This window comes from Bradyrhizobium ottawaense, assembly GCF_900099825.1.
In the GTDB taxonomy this organism is placed as follows: domain Bacteria; phylum Pseudomonadota; class Alphaproteobacteria; order Rhizobiales; family Xanthobacteraceae; genus Bradyrhizobium; species Bradyrhizobium ottawaense_A.
This window is the reverse complement of sequence record NZ_LT629693.1, coordinates 6,566,368-6,582,203: the sequence shown is the minus strand read 5'-3', so window position 1 is coordinate 6,582,203 and position 15,836 is coordinate 6,566,368. Positions and strand designations below refer to the sequence as shown.

The 15,836-nt window shown below is 64.7% G+C and carries 15 protein-coding genes and 1 pseudogene; 8 read left to right on the top strand and 8 right to left on the bottom strand.

The window, feature by feature from the left end; all coding sequences use genetic code 11:
* Positions 1-23: 23 nt before the first annotated feature.
* Genes BLR13_RS30800 through BLR13_RS30790 form a run of 3 tightly spaced genes read right to left on the bottom strand, consistent with a single transcriptional unit; the run spans position 24 to position 2,845 of the window.
* Complete coding sequence (locus tag BLR13_RS30800; RefSeq protein WP_074815909.1) at positions 24-929, bottom strand: MlaD family protein; 906 nt, start codon at positions 927-929, stop codon at positions 24-26.
* A gap of 9 nt (positions 930-938) precedes the next feature.
* A complete protein-coding gene (locus BLR13_RS30795; protein ID WP_074815912.1) occupies positions 939-1,709 on the bottom strand; it encodes an ABC transporter ATP-binding protein in 771 nt (256 codons plus the stop codon).
* 2 nt (positions 1,710-1,711) lie between these two features.
* Positions 1,712-2,845: an MlaE family ABC transporter permease gene (locus BLR13_RS30790; RefSeq protein ID WP_074815915.1), complete on the bottom strand. Its 1,134-nt coding sequence runs from the start codon at positions 2,843-2,845 to the stop codon at positions 1,712-1,714.
* 232 nt (positions 2,846-3,077) lie between these two features.
* Here BLR13_RS30790 and dgcA point away from each other — a divergent pair, with 232 nt between their 5' ends.
* A complete protein-coding gene (dgcA, locus tag BLR13_RS30785) occupies positions 3,078-4,073 on the top strand; it encodes an N-acetyl-D-Glu racemase DgcA (protein WP_074815919.1) in 996 nt (331 codons plus the stop codon).
* On the opposite strand, the gene BLR13_RS30780 is transcribed toward dgcA, so the two are convergent.
* Positions 4,043-5,242, bottom strand: coding sequence for an MFS transporter (locus BLR13_RS30780; protein ID WP_074815922.1), 1,200 nt, complete (start codon positions 5,240-5,242; stop codon positions 4,043-4,045). The genes dgcA and BLR13_RS30780 overlap by 31 nt on opposite strands.
* Before the next feature lie 75 nt (positions 5,243-5,317).
* On the opposite strand from BLR13_RS30780, the gene BLR13_RS30775 reads away from it, so the two are divergent.
* The 4 genes and pseudogenes from BLR13_RS30775 (at position 5,318) to BLR13_RS30765 (ending at position 9,226) form a co-directional block, all read left to right on the top strand.
* Positions 5,318-6,568, top strand: a complete 1,251-nt coding sequence (locus tag BLR13_RS30775; RefSeq protein ID WP_074830919.1) for a hypothetical protein — start codon at positions 5,318-5,320, stop codon at positions 6,566-6,568.
* Between the two features lie 283 nt (positions 6,569-6,851).
* Positions 6,852-7,088 (top strand): annotated as a pseudogene (locus BLR13_RS42325) (acylglycerol kinase family protein); the annotation flags it as partial.
* Between the two features lie 3 nt (positions 7,089-7,091).
* Positions 7,092-7,649, top strand: coding sequence for a diacylglycerol/lipid kinase family protein (locus BLR13_RS30770; protein ID WP_283808273.1), 558 nt, complete (start codon positions 7,092-7,094; stop codon positions 7,647-7,649).
* Between the two features lie 80 nt (positions 7,650-7,729).
* Positions 7,730-9,226: a caspase family protein gene (locus BLR13_RS30765; protein WP_244524970.1), complete on the top strand. Its 1,497-nt coding sequence runs from the start codon at positions 7,730-7,732 to the stop codon at positions 9,224-9,226.
* 67 nt (positions 9,227-9,293) lie between these two features.
* Here BLR13_RS30765 and BLR13_RS30760 read toward each other — a convergent pair whose 3' ends face one another.
* The 4 genes from BLR13_RS30760 to thiD all read right to left on the bottom strand — a co-directional run bounded on the left by BLR13_RS30760 (position 9,294) and on the right by thiD (position 13,203).
* Positions 9,294-10,283: a threonine ammonia-lyase gene (locus BLR13_RS30760; RefSeq protein WP_074815926.1), complete on the bottom strand. Its 990-nt coding sequence runs from the start codon at positions 10,281-10,283 to the stop codon at positions 9,294-9,296.
* 51 nt (positions 10,284-10,334) lie between these two features.
* Positions 10,335-11,393, bottom strand: coding sequence for a glycosyltransferase family 4 protein (locus BLR13_RS30755; protein WP_074815929.1), 1,059 nt, complete (start codon positions 11,391-11,393; stop codon positions 10,335-10,337).
* Positions 11,390-12,202 carry a UDP-2,3-diacylglucosamine diphosphatase gene (locus BLR13_RS30750; protein ID WP_074815931.1) on the bottom strand — a complete coding sequence of 271 codons (813 nt, stop codon included), beginning with the start codon at positions 12,200-12,202 and terminating at the stop codon, positions 11,390-11,392. The genes BLR13_RS30755 and BLR13_RS30750 overlap by 4 nt, the downstream gene beginning before the upstream one ends.
* A gap of 200 nt (positions 12,203-12,402) precedes the next feature.
* Positions 12,403-13,203, bottom strand: coding sequence for a bifunctional hydroxymethylpyrimidine kinase/phosphomethylpyrimidine kinase (gene thiD / locus BLR13_RS30745; protein WP_074815933.1), 801 nt, complete (start codon positions 13,201-13,203; stop codon positions 12,403-12,405).
* A gap of 227 nt (positions 13,204-13,430) precedes the next feature.
* Between thiD and BLR13_RS30740 the strand changes: the two genes are divergently transcribed.
* The 3 genes from BLR13_RS30740 (at position 13,431) to BLR13_RS30730 (ending at position 15,831) form a co-directional block, all read left to right on the top strand.
* Entirely contained in the window at positions 13,431-13,676 is a 246-nt protein-coding gene (locus BLR13_RS30740; RefSeq protein ID WP_027541873.1) for an Lrp/AsnC ligand binding domain-containing protein, read from the top strand.
* A 73-nt stretch (positions 13,677-13,749) separates the two neighbouring features.
* Complete coding sequence (locus BLR13_RS30735) at positions 13,750-14,814, top strand: Ldh family oxidoreductase (RefSeq protein WP_074815936.1); 1,065 nt, start codon at positions 13,750-13,752, stop codon at positions 14,812-14,814.
* A gap of 201 nt (positions 14,815-15,015) precedes the next feature.
* Positions 15,016-15,831, top strand: a complete 816-nt coding sequence (locus tag BLR13_RS30730) for a DnaJ domain-containing protein (RefSeq protein WP_074815939.1) — start codon at positions 15,016-15,018, stop codon at positions 15,829-15,831.
* Positions 15,832-15,836 lie beyond the last annotated feature (5 nt).

Below are 15,836 nucleotides of genomic sequence, written 5' to 3'. Positions count from 1 at the left end.
GCACGCCCGCGGCAGATAGACGTCTACTGCCGCTTCTGCCCGCTCGGCGCCGCCGCCGGTTTGGGCGGTGCCGCCGGCGGCCTGGGTGGTGGTGCTGCCGCTTCCGCCGCCGGAGCGGCATTGTTGCTGCCACCGAAGATCACCCGGCTCGGGTTGCGGTCGAAATTGTTCACCGCGCGGCTGATGTCGACGAGCGTGCGGCGGCCATCGTTGATCAGCGCCGCCGACCGCTTGTCGAAATCGTCGGCCAGTTCGCGGATCGATTTCACCATCAGGTTCAACTCGCCGCCCGCGCTGCCGCCCGCGATCGTGTTCAGTCCGAGCATCAGGCTGTCCGCCTTGCCCATCACGCCGTCGACCTTGAGCATGACGTTGTCGATCTTCTCTGAGTTGCGCGCCAGCGCGGAGGTGAAGGTCTCGAGATTCTTCAGCGAACTCTTCACCGATTCCTGGTTGTCGGCGACGATGCGGTTGACGTTCTGCAGGGTGGCGCGGATCGCTTCGGTGACGTCCTGCAGCGCGTTGGGATCGGCGGTCAGCACCGGAACGCCGTCCTCGTCGAGCGGCACCGAGGGGGCGGCTTCCTCGCCGCCCTTCAGCGAGATCGCGGCCACGCCGGTCAGGCCCTGAAATTCGAGGCCAACCAGGGTGTCTTTCCGGATCGGGGCGTTGTTCTCAACCATCGCCAGTGCGACCACACGACGCGGGTTATCGAGCTTAACCGAGATAACTTCCCCTATCCGGATACCGTTGAAATTGACACTGCCGCCGTTGCGCAGGCCGGAGGCCGGGCCTTCGAACACGATCCGGATCGGGCTGCGCGCCTTGGTGGTGTGCAGGCTCTGGAACCACAGCACGAAGCCGAAGGCGGCCGCGATCACCGCCAGCGTGAACGATCCGATCAGGACGTAATTCGCCCGCGTTTCCATCAATTACTCCTAGACCACAACGGCGCGGGCGCGCTTGCCGTTGAAATACTGGTTCAGCCAGGGATGCTTCGAGGCCTTCATGTCGGCCATCGATCCTGCGGCAATGATCTTACCGTTCCCTAAAACGGCAATGCGATCGCAGGCCGTATAAAGGCTGTCGAGGTCGTGGGTTACCATGAAAACGGTCAGGCCCAAAGTACGCTGCAGGGTCCGCACCAGTTCGTCGAAATCGCCGGCGCCGATCGGATCGAGCCCGGAGGTCGGCTCGTCCAGGAACACCAGTTCGGGGTCGAGCGCGAGCGCGCGCGCCAGCGCCACGCGCTTGATCATGCCGCCCGAGAGCTCCGAGGGAAAACGGTCGGCGACCTCCGGCTTCAGGCCCACCATGCCGAGCTTGGCCACCATGATCTCGTCGAGCAGCCGCTGCGAGACCTTGAGATATTCGCGTACCGGAAACTGGATGTTCTGCCGCACGGTGAGCGACGAGAACAGCGCGCCCTGCTGGAACAGGATGCCCCAGCGGCGCTCGACGCCTCGGCGTTCGGCGGCGCTCGCTCTGTCGAGGTCGACGCCGAACACCTCGATGCGGCCGGCGAGTTTCGGCACCAGACCAATGATGGTGCGGGTCAGCACCGACTTGCCGGCGCCGGACGGACCGACGAAGCCGAGAATTTCGCCGCGCTTGACATCGAGATTGAGCCCGTCGAGCACCCGCGTCGTGCCGAACTGCACGGTGATGTCGCGAACCCGGATGATGGCGTCGGAGATTTCGCCCGCCATGGTCACATCCCGATCGCTGCGAAGAAGATGGCAAACACGCCATCCATGACGATGACGAAGAAAATGCCCTTCACCACCGACGACGTGGTGTGCTGGCCGAGCGATTCCGCGCTGCCCTGCACCGCAAGGCCCTCGACGCAGGCGACGATGCCGATCACCGCGGCCATCACCGGCGCCTTGATGATGCCGACGATGAAGTGATCGATCGAGATGGCGTCGCGCAGCCGCAGCAGGAACGCTTCCGGATCGACGCCGCCATAGAGCCACGCCACCAGCCCGCCGCCATAGAGTGCGGCCATCGCGCCGAGGAAGGCCAGGATCGGCAGCGCCAGCACCAGCGCCAGCATCCGCGGCAGGATCAGGACCTCGATCGGGTCGAAGCCCATGGTGCGCAGCGCGTCGATCTCTTCGCGCATCTTCATCGAGCCGAGTTCGGCGGTGTAGGCCGAGCCCGAACGGCCGGCCACCATGATCGCGACCAGCAGCACGCCGATCTCGCGCAGCACCAGCACGCCCAGCATGTCGACCACGAAAATGTCGGCGCCGAATTTCCGGAAGTGGAAGATGCCCTGCTGCGAGATGATGCAGCCAATCAGAAACGTAATCAGCACCACGATCGGCACCGCACGCCAGCACACCTGTTCGAGGTGATGGATGGTGGAAGTGAGACGAAAGCCGCGGGGATGGATCACGACATTGCCGACCGCGGCCAGCACCGCGCCCAGCATGTCGATCAGTCCGACCAGGGTGCCGCCGACGCCGGCCACGCTGCGGCCGACCTGCTCCAGCATGCCTGATATCGTCACCGCACGGCCCTCAATGACGGGCTGGGCCTTCACCCGGCGGACCTCGTCGACCAGGCTCGAATAGTTGGCCGAGAGGCCCGCGATCTGGGCCTCGATACCGCCCTGGGTCAGGCTGCGGCGCAGCCGCTCGATCAGCCAGGCGCCGAAGGTATCGAGTTTCGACACCTGGCTGACGTCGATGAAGATGTTGGGCCGGCTGCCGCCGAGCTTCTCGGCATCGGTCACCAATCGTTCCAATACGGGGGCAAAGCGCGCCGTCCAGGAACCCGCCGCGCACAAGGCAAGCCCGTTCCCGCTGGCGATCCGCTCCAGTGTCGGGTCTCCACTCACGATGCCTGCCCCCCGGCCGGCTCGTCATCGATGCAAAAGAAAAGGTCCGGCACGCCGCACTGCCTTGTAGAATCTGACACTAGATCATGATCCGGTGAATCATGATCTAGTTCTTCTTGGTTCAGCATGATCTGTTCGGAAAACCGGTGTCCACTTTTCCGGATCATGCTCTAACCAGCCATAGTTGGTTGCGGCGGGCAAGCTTACGGTTCAGAAATTGCAAGATTTTAAAATGACTTCTACCCCATCTCGACAACTTGCCGCCGCTATCGAGCGCTGGCCGATCGCGGGTTCCTTCACGATCAGCCGGGGCGCCAAGACCGAGGCGGTCACCGTGGTGGCGGAAGTCAGCCAGAGCGGGCTAACCGGGCGCGGCGAATGCGTGCCCTACCCGCGCTACGGCGAGACCCCGGAAGCGACGCTGGCCGCCCTTCTGGCGATGCAGGAGCCGCTGTCGCGAGGACTGGACCGAACCGGCCTGCAGGCCGCGATGCCCCCAGGCGCCGCCCGCAACGCGCTGGACTGCGCGCTGCTGGACCTCGAGGCCAAAACGGCAGGCCAGAGGGCGTGGACCCTGCTCGGTCGGCCGGCGCCGCGCCCCTGCACCACCGCCTTCACCATCTCGCTGGGAACGCCCGAAGCGATGGCGGCAGCGACCGCCAAGGCCGCGCACCGGCCGCTGCTCAAGATCAAGCTCGGTGGCGTCGGCGACGTCGCCCGCATCGCGGCGGTACGCAAGGCGGCACCCGAATCCGAACTGATCGTGGATGCGAACGAAGCGTGGACGCCGGATAATCTCGAGCAGAACCTTAAGGCCTGCGCCGGCGCCGGCGTGACGCTGGTGGAGCAGCCGCTGCCCGCCGGCAAGGACGAGGCGCTGGCGCGCATCAAGCGGCCGATCGCGGTCTGCGCCGACGAAAGCGTGCACGACCGCGCTTCGCTGGCGGATCTTCGCGGGCGCTATGACGCCGTTAACATCAAGCTCGACAAGACCGGCGGCCTGACGGAAGCGCTGGCGATGGCCGATGCCGCCCAGGCGCTTGGATTTGAAATCATGATCGGCTGCATGGTCGCGACCTCACTGGCGATGGCGCCGGCGATGCTGCTGGCGCCGCAGGCGCGCTTCGTCGACCTCGACGGCCCGCTGTTGCTGGCGCGCGACCGCGACGGCGGCCTGCGCTACGACGGCAGTCTGGTCTATCCGCCGGAAGCCGCTCTCTGGGGCTGATGCGATAATTTGTGCCGCGCGCACCACATCACGCTGGCGGCAACCAGCGCCATGGCCGCCATCATGTAGTAGACGCCGGCCCCGTAGCGCGCATAGACCACGCCCGACAGGATCGACGCCGTCATGCTGACGATGCCGCCACAGGCGGCGAGATAGCCCTGCCCGCGCGCCATCAGGTGGATTGGCACGTGACGCACCAATAGTCCCATGGTGCCAACCTGGGTAATCCCGTAGGTCAGCCCGTGCGCGAGCTGGACCACACTGAGCACCGCAAGCGACGGCTCCTGCGCCGTGATCGACCACCGCGCCACGGCGCTGAGCGCGCCGATCACCACCAGTGTCGAAGGCTGCAGCGTAAAGCGCGGCGACAGCGCGAACACCACGATCTCGGCCAGCACGCCGAGCACCCACAGCCCGGCAATGGTCAGTCCGCTCAGCCCCAATCCCTGCCAGGTGATGGACGCAAACGCGTAATAGGCCGCGTGGCTGCCCTGGGTCAGCGCCGAGGCGACGATGATGGCGACAAAACCGGTAGCGCGCAGCAGTGAAGTCGCGCCCTGGACGGCCGCCTGCGCCGGCTTGGGCCGCTCCAGCGGCTGTAGTCCCAGGCTGGCGATGGCGCCGAGCGCTGCGATCGACGCGATGACCCAGATCAGGTGCCTGGCCGCGACGATATCGACCAATAGCCCGCACACGAGCGCGCCGGCTACGAAGGCCGCCGAGCCCCACAGCCGCATCGGCCCGTAGTTCAGGCCGTAACGCGCCACGCCGCGCAGCGCATAGGCATCCGTCAGCGGCAGCATCGGCGTCCACAGCGCGCAGGTGGCGGCATAGGCCAGCAGCACCGCGAGCGGCAGATATTGGGTGCCGATCACGGCAAAGCCCAGCGCGGTCGCGAAGGCGGCTACCGTCAGGGCCCCGCGCAGCGAATAGCGCTTCTCGGCGGCCCCGGTCACGAACGGAAGTACCGTGAACCGCGTCAGCGCCGGCACCGCGGAGATAATGCCGATCCACGACGCGTCGATGCCGACCGCCTTCAGCCAGACCGTGAAAAACGGCAGGTGGGTACCCATCGTTCCGAACGTCGCGCCATAGAACAGCGCCAGTCGGCCAGCGAATCGCTTCGACGCATCTTGAGAAGCGATGGGGATTTGTGATTCGCTTGGCATCAATTCAATTGCGATTCGCCCGATATCGTGATGTTCGTTAACGTAACGCGCGGTGATTTGCGCGAAGAGTTTAGCATGGCCGACGAAGCATTTGCCCTTTCGCCGATCTCAGCACGCGCCGCGCTGCCGGGTGAGGAGGACTATGCCGCGATCAGCGAAGCCTTCATGGAGACTTCGCGGGGCCGCTGGTTCCTCACCGAATATGCCAAGCGCAACCGCAATGCCGACACCCGCATGGTGCTCGACGCGGTAGCGCGGATCGAGCACAGCCTCACCGCCCAGAGGGAAGAAACCCTCGCCGCGCAGCGGGAAGGCTTTGCGGCCCAGCAGCAGGCCGCGGACGCCGCCGCTGCCAAATCGGCCGCTGCGGCGGCGACCGCCGCGGCTGAAGCTTCCGACAACCGAATGAAGGTCGCGCTGGGTGCCATCCGCACCGCCGTCGAGGCCGCGCAAACCTCCGCAACCGAGGCGCTCGACGGCCTCGCGCTGGAGCAGCGGCAGGCCGCCGTCCGCAAGGGCGCGCGGGTGCTGCGGGAGATCGCCTGGCGGTTGCGGGAAATCGGCAATGACAGCCGAATCTGCGACCTGATCGATTCGCAGGTCGCGGTGATCGAAAAGGCCTCGGAAGAAGTCACCACCGACGAGGCGAAGGCGGCACTGAGCGCGGCGTTCGCCGGGATCGGGGGCCGGCTTGCGGAATTCGGCGGCAACGGTCGCGCTGCCGCGTCCGCTGCGGAAACCACCTCTCTCGACACGCCGGACATGCCGCCTGCCGCGATGGCGGAGCCCGTCGAGACTATCGCTGCGCCGGAAGCGGCTGAGGCTTCCGCGATGTCGTTCGCTGAACCTGCCGAGGCTGAGGTCGCCGAAGCTGCGCATACCGAGACTGCGCTTGCGGAAACCGAAGCCGCCCTGGCACCGGCTGAAACACTTGAGGTGACTGACGTCATCGATACCGCCGTCACCGACGAGGCGGCCGATGCCGATGACGAGGCCATCCTCGACCTGATCGCGATGGAGATGGGCGCGCCGGATCCGATCGACGACGACGAGATCGCCGCAGCGATGGCCGAACCGGCGCACTTCGCCGAGCCCGCGCCGGTCGAACAAGCGATCGTTGCGGAAGTACCCGAACCGATCGCAGCCCCGATGGAGATGCCGCCGCAGCCCGCCGTCGAAGCGGTTGCCGCGCCTGCGGTGGAAATGTCGCTCGGCTCGAGCATTCTCGCGAGCGGCATGTTGAGCAAGCCCACCAGGGCGGCCAACGATCCGCTGGCGCCGATCCGGCGCATGAGCCAGGTCGAGAAGATCGCGTTCTTCTCCTGAGAGGTCGAGAAGTTTCGCAGCTAGCACCCGCTTGCTCGACACTCCCGTCTCGTTGTGCGCCTGCGAACACTTCGCTTTCCGGTTGCCTCGGCCGTCCGCCGGCATCAAGCTGGCAGGATCGTCTTCTGCGGGGAGGTCGCGGTGAAAACCAGGGTCATCGTCAATCCGATGGCGAACAAGGGCAATTGCGGCAGACGCTGGCCGCAGATTCGTGCCGAACTCGAGAACCATCTTGGCCCGCTCGCTGCCGACGACATCGTGATGACGCGCGCGCAATCACGGAACGGTGCTGGCGCGGGAAGCCGTCACGGCCGGCTATCGCCGCCTGATCTCGGTCGGCGGCGACGGCACGTTCAGCGAAATCCTGAACGGCGTAATAGCGGATGATCGGATGATCGCGCCCGGTCTGGTACTGGCGCAATTGCCCGGCGGAACCTCGAACGAGTTCTCCCGTTCGTTCGGCCAGATCTCCCTTGCCGATGCCAGCAGGGCCGTCGCATCAGGAACAACGCGCGAGATCGACGTGTTTCGCGCCGAGGCCAGGGGCTATACGGGCAATCAGGTGACCCGCTACGGCTTCCTGCTCGCGATCGTTGGCGCCGCCGCCACAATCTCATGGCGGGCCCAGCGGGTGCCGCTCCTGAAGCGGCTTGGCCCGGTCAGCTACGTCCTCATGACCGCGTTTACCTCGCTGACCTACACCCCGCGCGCATACCGCATCAGGGTCGATGACGAAGCCGAACAAACGCTGCCGATGTGGGCGCTGCTGCTTTGCAGCTTCGACGGCGCCGGCGAAGGGTTGATGCTCGCGCCCGGCGCCGACCCGAGCGACTGCAAACTCGATCTCATCATGGTCGGCGACATGGGGCGATGGGAAAGCCTGACGAAAATCGTCCCCCGTCTCGGTGACGGCAGCTATATCGCCCACCCCAAGGTCACCCGGCGCCACGCGACGCGGATCACGATTGTCCAGGCCGACGTTGACGGCGAAAGCATCGGCCAGTTGCCGATGTCGGTCGCGCTGCTACCATTGCGCGTGACCGTGGCAGTCAACCGTTCGGCGCCGGAAGCCGGACGGTGACCGGCGTCACGTACACCGGAGCACCCTCGATCTAGCGTGTCCTTTCGAAAATCTCGCGTCGAGATCGGAAGGAGCACGCCATGTCTCGTTTCAACATGTCCCGTTTCAAATCATTGTTGTTCTGCGCAGGCCTCTGCGGCAGCCTGTTCGGCCTTGCTGCCGGTGGTGCAGCTTTCGCCGAAGCCTCCAGTGCCGAAGTCGGCAATGCCACTCAATCATCGCCACAGAGCCGGGAGCAACGGGTTGCGCTGGTGATCGGCAATTCGAACTACCAGAGCGCACCGAAACTCGCCAATCCCGGCAACGACGCACAATCGATGGCGCAACTTCTGAATTCCGCAGGCTTCGAGGTGACCGAGGCGATCGACCTGACGCGCAACGACATGGTCAAGGCCGTGCAGGATTTCTCCGCCAGGATCGCCGCGCGCGGGCCGAAGACGGTCGCCATGATCTACTATGCCGGCCACGGTGTGCAGCTAGCGGGCGAAAACTACCTGCTCCCGGTCGATGCCAGGATCTTGACGCCTGCCGATCTCGACGGCAATTCGCTTCGCCTGGTCGACCTGATGGGGACGCTGGAATCGATTCCGAGCCGGATGCGCATCGTCGTGCTTGACGCCTGCCGGAACAATCCGTTCCCCGGCGTCAGCGACGCCGGCCGCGGCCTGGCGATCGTCGATGCGCCGAACGGATCGATTGTCGGCTATTCGACGGCGCCGGGCATGGAAGCCCAGGACGGCGACAGCAACCACAGCCCGTATACGCAGGCCTTCCTGCGGCGCGCGCGCGAACCCAATCTGCCGATCGAACAATTGTTCAAGCGCGTCCGCCTCGACGTCAACAATGCCACCGACGGCCACCAGACGCCGTGGGAAAGTTCGTCGCTGACCAGCGAATTCTATTTCTTCGGCGACACCGCGGTCGCGGCAACGCGCGCCCCCGATCACAGCCCGATCATCCAGACCGCGTCGAACCTGCCCTCGCGTTCGGTGCGTCAGGCCTACGACTACGTGCTGTCGGAAGCCTCGCCCGACTATTATGAGGAATTCATCCGCCTGTATCCGCGCGATCCGCTGTGCGACCGGATTCGCCACCTGCTCGGAAACTGGCTGGAGGCGACAGCCTGGCACAAGGCGGTGCTGGCGAATTCGCCGGTTGTCTACAAGGCCTTCCATGACAGCTATGCCAACAGCCCCTACGCCCAGTCCGCGTTGAAGCTGCAGGCACAGCCCAGGACCGTGCCGCTGATGCAATTCACGCGCCTGACGCGGTCGCCCGCAATAAATTTCACGAATTCAGGCCTGTCGAAGGATCATACGCCGGTGCAAGGTCCCTCGAAGATCGCCACCCTGCCCGACAAGGGATCGAACCTTGGCAACACTGGCGGCGCGGGCAAGATCTCGAACCTGCCCATCAAGAACGCCGATCCGATACGGGTGAAAAACCACAGGCACGAGGGCACGCTCGCGCCGCGCAGGTTCGGTGGCGGCAGCGGCGGCAATTCCAGCCCGCGCCTTGCGTCTTCGCCGTCCCGCAACTCATTTAATTCCATGGGTGGTCACGGCGGCAGGCATTGAGTCTGCGAAGAACACAAACAAAGTCGGGCGGAGCTCATGCTCCGCCCGACTTTGTTGAATGATCCGATTACGCTACCAGTTTCGCGAACAGGTCCGCGTCGACATTGCCGCCGGAGAGCACGATGACGACGTTCTTGCCACGCACATCGATACGACCGGCCAGCAACGCGGCAAGGCCGACGGCGCCGCCGGGCTCGACCACTAGCTTCAATTCCCGGTACGCATAGGCAACGGCTGCGCCGACTTCCTCATCGGAGGCCGTCACGCCGTTCGCCAGCAGCTTGCTGTTGATCGAGAACGTCAGTTCGCCGGGGATCTGCGCCATCAGCGCGTCGCAGATGGTGCGGCCGGCGGCGTGATGGGCCTCGCGATGACCGGCGCGGAGCGAAAGCCCGTGGTCGTCATAGTCCTTGGGCTCGGCGACAATGATCTGGGCTTGCGGAAATTTGGCCTTCACGGCGGTGGCGACCCCCGCGATCAGTCCGCCGCCGGACGCCGGCGCCACCACAATATCGGGCGACAGTCCCAGTGCAGCCATATCCTCGGCGATTTCCCGGCCCGCGGTGCCCTGCCCTGCGATCACGAACGGATCGTCATAGGGGCGCACCAGCGTCGCACCGCGCTTGGCGGCAATGCCGTTGGCGATGGCCTCGCGGTCTTCCTTGTCGCGGTCATACAGCACGACCTCGGCGCCATAGCCTTTGGTGCGCTCGCGCTTGGTGACGGGCGAATCGAGCGGCATCACGATGGTCGCGTGCATGTTGAGGATCTGTGCCGCCGCCGCCACGCCCTGGGCATGGTTGCCGGACGAGAACGCGACCACGCCGCCGCTGCGCTTGTCCTGCGGAATCGACGCCAGCTTGTTGAAGGCGCCGCGGAACTTGAACGACCCGGTCCGCTGCAGCATTTCGGGCTTCAGGAACACCTTGGTCCCGGCGCGTTCGTTGAGAACGGGGAACGACAGCAACGGGGTTCGCACCGCAAAGGGCGCAACCACCCGCGCCGCCGCATCGATATCCGCAGCGCCGACCGCTGCAATTGGGGCTGGTTCGGTCATACGCCGTTGTATCGCGCCGACGGAGCGCGGGGAAGCTACAATCAGGTGAAGTCAGGCGGCGAAATGCGGGTCTTCCGCCACAAATTCGACCGCATCGCCTTCTGCGTCAGCCAAGCTGATATTTTGGGCATGTTCGACGAAGACGCGCGCCGAGGCCTGCCAGGTGTGTTCAGCGGCAAATTCAATGCAGGTCTCGCGCGGAATATGCAGCGCCTCGAGGCACGCCGTGTGTAAATCGTCGCTCAGGACGCCAACCGGCGCCGAACCAATGACGTCGCGGGGACCGGTGACCGGGAAGGCCGCCACCGGCAGGCCGCTGGCAAGCGCCTCCAGCAGCACCAGGCCAAAAGTGTCGGTCTTGCTCGGGAACACGAAGATATCGGCGGCCGCATAGATTTCGGCCAGTTCCTCGCCATGGCGCGCCCCGAGGAAGACGGCGTCTGGATATTTGCGCTCCAGCGCCGCGCGCGCCGGTCCGTCGCCAACGATGAGCTTGGTGCCGGGCAGATCGAGGTCGAGGAAGGCTTCCAGATTTTTCTCGACCGCAACGCGGCCGACGCTGAGGAACACCGGCGTCGGCAGGCAGAGGTCGATATCGCGCGGATGAAACAGCGAGGTATCGACGCCGCGCGACCACAGCACCACGTTGCGAAAGCCGCGCATGCGCAATTCGGCCGCCAGCGCCGGCGTCGCCGCCATCACCGCCTGGCTCGGCCGATGAAACCAGCGCAGCACCCGCCAGACCCAGGATTCCGGGATCGGCGAACGCGCCGACACATATTCGGGGAAACGGGTGTGAAAGCTTGACGTGAACGGCAGGCCGCGCTTGCGGCAATAGCGCCGCACCAACAGCCCGATCGGGCCTTCGGTCGCGATATGGATGCTGTCGGGTTTTGCCGCGTCGATCAGCTCGGCAATCTTCCAGGGACTGGGCAGAGCCAGCCGCAAATCCGGATAGCTCGGCATCGCAAAAGTTCGGAACGATTGCGGCGTCAGAAAGCTGACGTCGACGCCAAAGCCCTTGGCTGCTTCCGCCATCATGGTCAGCGTCCGAACCACCCCGTTGACCTGGGGATGCCACGCATCGGTCGCGACCAGGATATGCGTCATGCGGCGCGCGCCGCGACGCGAGGCACTGGAGCGGCCCGGCGCAGCGGATCGGTCCAGGTGATGATTTCGAACTTTCCGTCCTCGTGCTCGGCGAGCGCGGTGCAGCTCTCGACCCAGTCGCCGCAGTTCATGTAGCGAATACCGTGCTCGTCGCGGATGGTGGCGTAGTGGATGTGGCCGCAGATCACGCCGTCGGCGCCGTGACGCCGCGCCTCGCCGGCCAGCGTCTTTTCGAACGCCCCGATATAGTTGACGGCGTTCTTGACCTTCAGCTTCGCCCATTGCGACAGCGACCAATAGGGCACGCCGAACATGCGTCGGAAGAAGTTGACCAGCCGGTTCATCTGGATGGCGAAATCATAGGCCTTGTCGCCGAGATGGGCGAGCCAGCGCGCGTTCTGCACCACGAGATCGAAGATGTCGCCGTGGATCACCAGGTAGCGCTTGCCGTCGGCGCCCTCGTGGATGGTGTTTTCCACCACGTCGATGCCGCCGAAATGCGTGCCGTAATAGTTGCGCAGGAACTCGTCGTGATTGCCGGGCACATAGATGACCTTGGCGCCCTTGCGCGCCTTGCGCAGCATCTTCTGCACGAAGTCGTTGTGCGATTGCGGCCAGTACCAGCCGGATTTCAGCGCCCAGCCATCGACGATGTCGCCAACCAGATAGATGGTGTCGGCATCGTGGGTTCTGAGAAAGTCCAACAACCGGTCGGCTTGCGAGCCGCGGGCTCCGAGATGGACGTCGGAGATAAACAAGGTGCGAAAGCGCCGCTCGGGGCTTTCTTCACTCAAGGAGTCACTACCCATGCGCCATGCACCTATCGGATTCATGTGACGGGGCGATGACGATTCAGGACAACGATTCTTGGCGTTAACCGCGTCACGAGAATCAGCCGCTAGAATCAGTCTTGCGCCCCCGTTAATCGCGAATATCAGCGCGATGCGACAGTGAGGCGACATGCCGCGGTGGATCCGTGATTTTGCGCAAGATCCGATCAGGGAACCGTTCAGTAAAACTTCTGGAAATGATGGATCGGACCATGGCCGTGGCCGACGCTGAAGCGATCGGCTGCTAATATCGCGGCGCTGACGAAGGCCTTGGCATTGCGAACGGCGGTTTCCATGGCTTCGCCCTTGGCAAGACCTGCCGCGATCGCCGACGACAGCGAGCAACCGGTGCCGTGGGTATTTTGCGTGGCGACGCGCGGCGCGGCCAGCGCGATGACGCCCTTTGCATCGATCAAATAATCGATGCTCTCGCGGCCCTGCCCGTGGCCGCCCTTGATCAGCACCGCCTTGCATCCCATCGCCAGCAGTCGTCTGCCCTGATCCTCGACCGCGGCCTCGCTCACCGCCATCGGCTCGTCCAGCAGCGCCGCGGCCTCCGGCAGGTTCGGCGTGATCACCGCCGCAAGCGGAATGAGTTTGCTGCGCAGCGCCTCGACCGCTTCCGTGGCCAAGAGACGATCACCTGACGTTGCAACCATCACGGGATCGAGCACGACGTGTTGCGGCGACCAGCGCGTCAACCCCGCCACGATGGCGTCGATCACCGCCGGCTGCGCCACCATGCCGATCTTGACGGCGCCAACCGCGAGATCGGAAAACACCGCATCGATCTGCGCGGTCACGAACTCGGCGGGCACCGGATGGATGCCGCTGACCCCTTGCGTGTTCTGCGCCGTCAGCGCCGTGATGACGGAAGCGCCATAGACCCCGAGGGCCGCAAACGTTTTCAGGTCGGCCTGGATGCCGGCACCACCGGAGGAGTCCGAGCCGGCAATCGTCAGCGCGATCGGCGTCGTCATGTCCGGGCTCGCATCGATGGTGTGTTCGGGGCCATAGAGTGTCCTAGCGCGGTGGGCTATTGGCAGCAAGTTGGCTTGCCACCAGCCGCCGTTTTTGGTTAGAGCCCGGTTCTGATTGCATCAGACCCAGGCTCTAATCTTTTGTTTTGACGCGTTTTCTTGACGCGAACCGGTGTCCACTTCGCTCGAAAACGCTATAGTGGGACAAAGATCTTCGGAGACACGCGATGGTTCCCTTCTTCGTCCAGTTCAAATGCAAGCTCGGCCAGTCCTATGCCGTCGCCAATGCGCTCGCGGAAGCCGAGATCGCCTCGGAGATCTATTCCACCGCCGGCGACTACGATTTGCTGGTCAAGTTCTACGTCGACAACGACACCGACATCGGCCATTTCGTCAACGAAAAGGTCCAGGTGATTCCCGGCATCCAGGACACCCACACCATCATCACCTTCAAGGCATTCGGCCCGGGTTAGGTTTCGGCCCGCCCGCATTGCCGTCAAAAATTCGCGCCGGGCGCATTGAACGCCGCGGCCACCGGGAGTTCTGATGCCTGAGACCATTGTCACGTTGAGCCGCCTCAAGGCGTTCATTCAGGAAGCGCTGACGAAAGTGGGTCTGCCGGAGCAGGATGCCTCGACCGTCGCCGGCCTGATGGCGGAGGCCGATCTGCAGGGCTCGGACGGTCACGGCGTGACCCGGCTGCCGCAATATGTCAGGCGCATCAAGGCCGGCGGCTTCAACGTCCGGCCGAACATCCGCGTCGTGCACGATCATCTCAGCACCGCGGTGTTGAACGGCGACAACGGCATGGGTCATCTCGTGATGAAGCGCGCGGCCGAGATGGCGATCGAGAAAGCGCGCACGACCGGCATCGCGTGGGTCAACTCGCAATTCTCCAACCACGCCGGCCCGGCCTCGCTCTACGCGTCGATGCCGCTCGCCCGTGACATGATCGGGCTCTATTTCGCGGTCGGCAACGCCAACCATCTTCCGCCCTGGGGCGGTCTCGACATGCTGCTGTCGACCAACCCGATTGCCGCCGCGATCCCCGCCGGCGACGAGAAGCCGATCGTGCTGGACATGGCGACCACCGTTGCCGCCTACGGCAAGGTGAAGACCAAGGCGCTGCGCGGCGAAACCATGCCCGAGGGCTGGATGATCGATCGCGCCGGCAAGCCGCTCACCGATCCGAAGCGCGCCGACGAGGGCATGTTGCTGCCGCTCGGCGGCATGGAGGCCGGCTACAAGGGCTACGGCCTTGCCATGGTCATCGGCCTGCTGGCGGGCACGCTCGGCGGTGCGGCGATGGGCCGGGACGTGATCGACTTCAACCATGACGACGACAGCGTCACCAATACCGGCCAGGCAATCGCCGCCATCAACGTGGCCGCCTTCGGCGACGTCGCCGTGTTCAAGAAAAGCGTCGACACGCTGGTGCGCGATATCAGAAATAGCGAGCGCATGCCGGGCGTGGACCGCATCCTGGTGCCGGGCGAGCGCAGCTTCGAGACGCGGGTGAAGCGGACGCAGAATGGAATTCCGGTCGCGCCCGCGCTGATGCGAGGATTGGATCAGGTGGCCGACGATCTCGGGATCGCACGGCTGGCATAGCCCGCGCCGGAGCCATTGCTGCCGCCGGAAATCAACCCTGTCCCACAATGGCGCACGGTCCGGCCAGCGCGCCAATATGGCAAGATTTTGCCATATCGGGATCATTCTACCGCCTTGAAAATTTTGGCTAGCTAGCAGCGTCGTCGATCGGAAGCTCCGCGTGGGGGATCTTCCGAGGGGGAAATAGTCGCGAGTACCGCCATGGGGACGCTGTACGATCTGCTCGGAGCGCTTCCGAGCGATGATGCCGACAGGCTGCGGGCTGCATTTCGCAGGGCCGCCAAGGCCACCCATCCTGATATGAATGCCGACGATCCGGACGCCTCGCGGCGGTTCCGGGAGCTGATGCGCGCCTATGACATCCTGACCGATACGGACCAGCGCACGACGTACGACGAGCTGCTTGCGATTGCGCTGCAACCGCCCGCCGCCGCGAAGTCGACGCGCGTCTACGAGCGCGTGCACAAATATGCCTCCAATACGATGGCGGCAACGATCATTTCGGGCTTGCTGGTCGCGGGGTACACGCTGTTCGGACATTTTTCGAACCCGCCCGGCGCTGCGGAATTCCTAACCAACAAGACCGCAGATCAACCGGAACAGACCGCCCTTGCCGCGGCATCTGGGGCCAACATCGAAACCGCCCGGCCACCGGCGGATGCGGAAGCCGTCAATGCCATGATCGTCACGGCTGCGCTGAACCGAAGCAACGCGCCGGCAAGCAACGGCATCGAGGTGGCTCGTCGCTTCACGCTCGACAATTTGTGGACCCGGCGCGATCCGGTCCTGGCCGTGGCTTACCTCGATCGCGACATCATCCTGTATCGGGCACCCAAATTCGACCGCACGTTCGATAGCATGGCGCAGGTCAAACCCGCCGATTCCGGCCGGCCGAAGATTTCCGCGCCGGCGTCGCGCAAGGTATCGACGGTGCGGATCCCTGAGGTCAGGGAGCCGGAAGTCAGGGTCCCTCTGCGACCGCGACGCGCGCCGATGGTCGCCGCCCTCACGCCGTGACGGCG

Bases quoted from the DNA above. Each gene is read 5' to 3' on its own strand.
- BLR13_RS30755 (WP_074815929.1), bottom strand. From the start codon at position 11,393: ATGACGCATATCCTGGTCGCGACCGATGCGTGGCATCCCCAGGTCAAC.
- BLR13_RS30800 (WP_074815909.1), bottom strand. From the start codon at position 929: ATGGAAACGCGGGCGAATTACGTCCTGATCGGATCGTTCACGCTGGCG.
- BLR13_RS30765 (WP_244524970.1), top strand. From the start codon at position 7,730: ATGTCTCGTTTCAACATGTCCCGTTTCAAATCATTGTTGTTCTGCGCA.
- BLR13_RS30730 (WP_074815939.1), top strand. From the start codon at position 15,016: ATGGGGACGCTGTACGATCTGCTCGGAGCGCTTCCGAGCGATGATGCC.
- BLR13_RS30750 (WP_074815931.1), bottom strand. From the start codon at position 12,202: ATGGGTAGTGACTCCTTGAGTGAAGAAAGCCCCGAGCGGCGCTTTCGC.
- dgcA (WP_074815919.1), top strand. From the start codon at position 3,078: ATGACTTCTACCCCATCTCGACAACTTGCCGCCGCTATCGAGCGCTGG.
- BLR13_RS30760 (WP_074815926.1), bottom strand. From the start codon at position 10,283: ATGACCGAACCAGCCCCAATTGCAGCGGTCGGCGCTGCGGATATCGAT.
- thiD (WP_074815933.1), bottom strand. From the start codon at position 13,203: ATGACGACGCCGATCGCGCTGACGATTGCCGGCTCGGACTCCTCCGGT.
- BLR13_RS30780 (WP_074815922.1), bottom strand. From the start codon at position 5,242: ATGCCAAGCGAATCACAAATCCCCATCGCTTCTCAAGATGCGTCGAAG.
- BLR13_RS30795 (WP_074815912.1), bottom strand. From the start codon at position 1,709: ATGGCGGGCGAAATCTCCGACGCCATCATCCGGGTTCGCGACATCACC.
- BLR13_RS30740 (WP_027541873.1), top strand. From the start codon at position 13,431: ATGGTTCCCTTCTTCGTCCAGTTCAAATGCAAGCTCGGCCAGTCCTAT.
- BLR13_RS30735 (WP_074815936.1), top strand. From the start codon at position 13,750: ATGCCTGAGACCATTGTCACGTTGAGCCGCCTCAAGGCGTTCATTCAG.
- BLR13_RS30775 (WP_074830919.1), top strand. From the start codon at position 5,318: ATGGCCGACGAAGCATTTGCCCTTTCGCCGATCTCAGCACGCGCCGCG.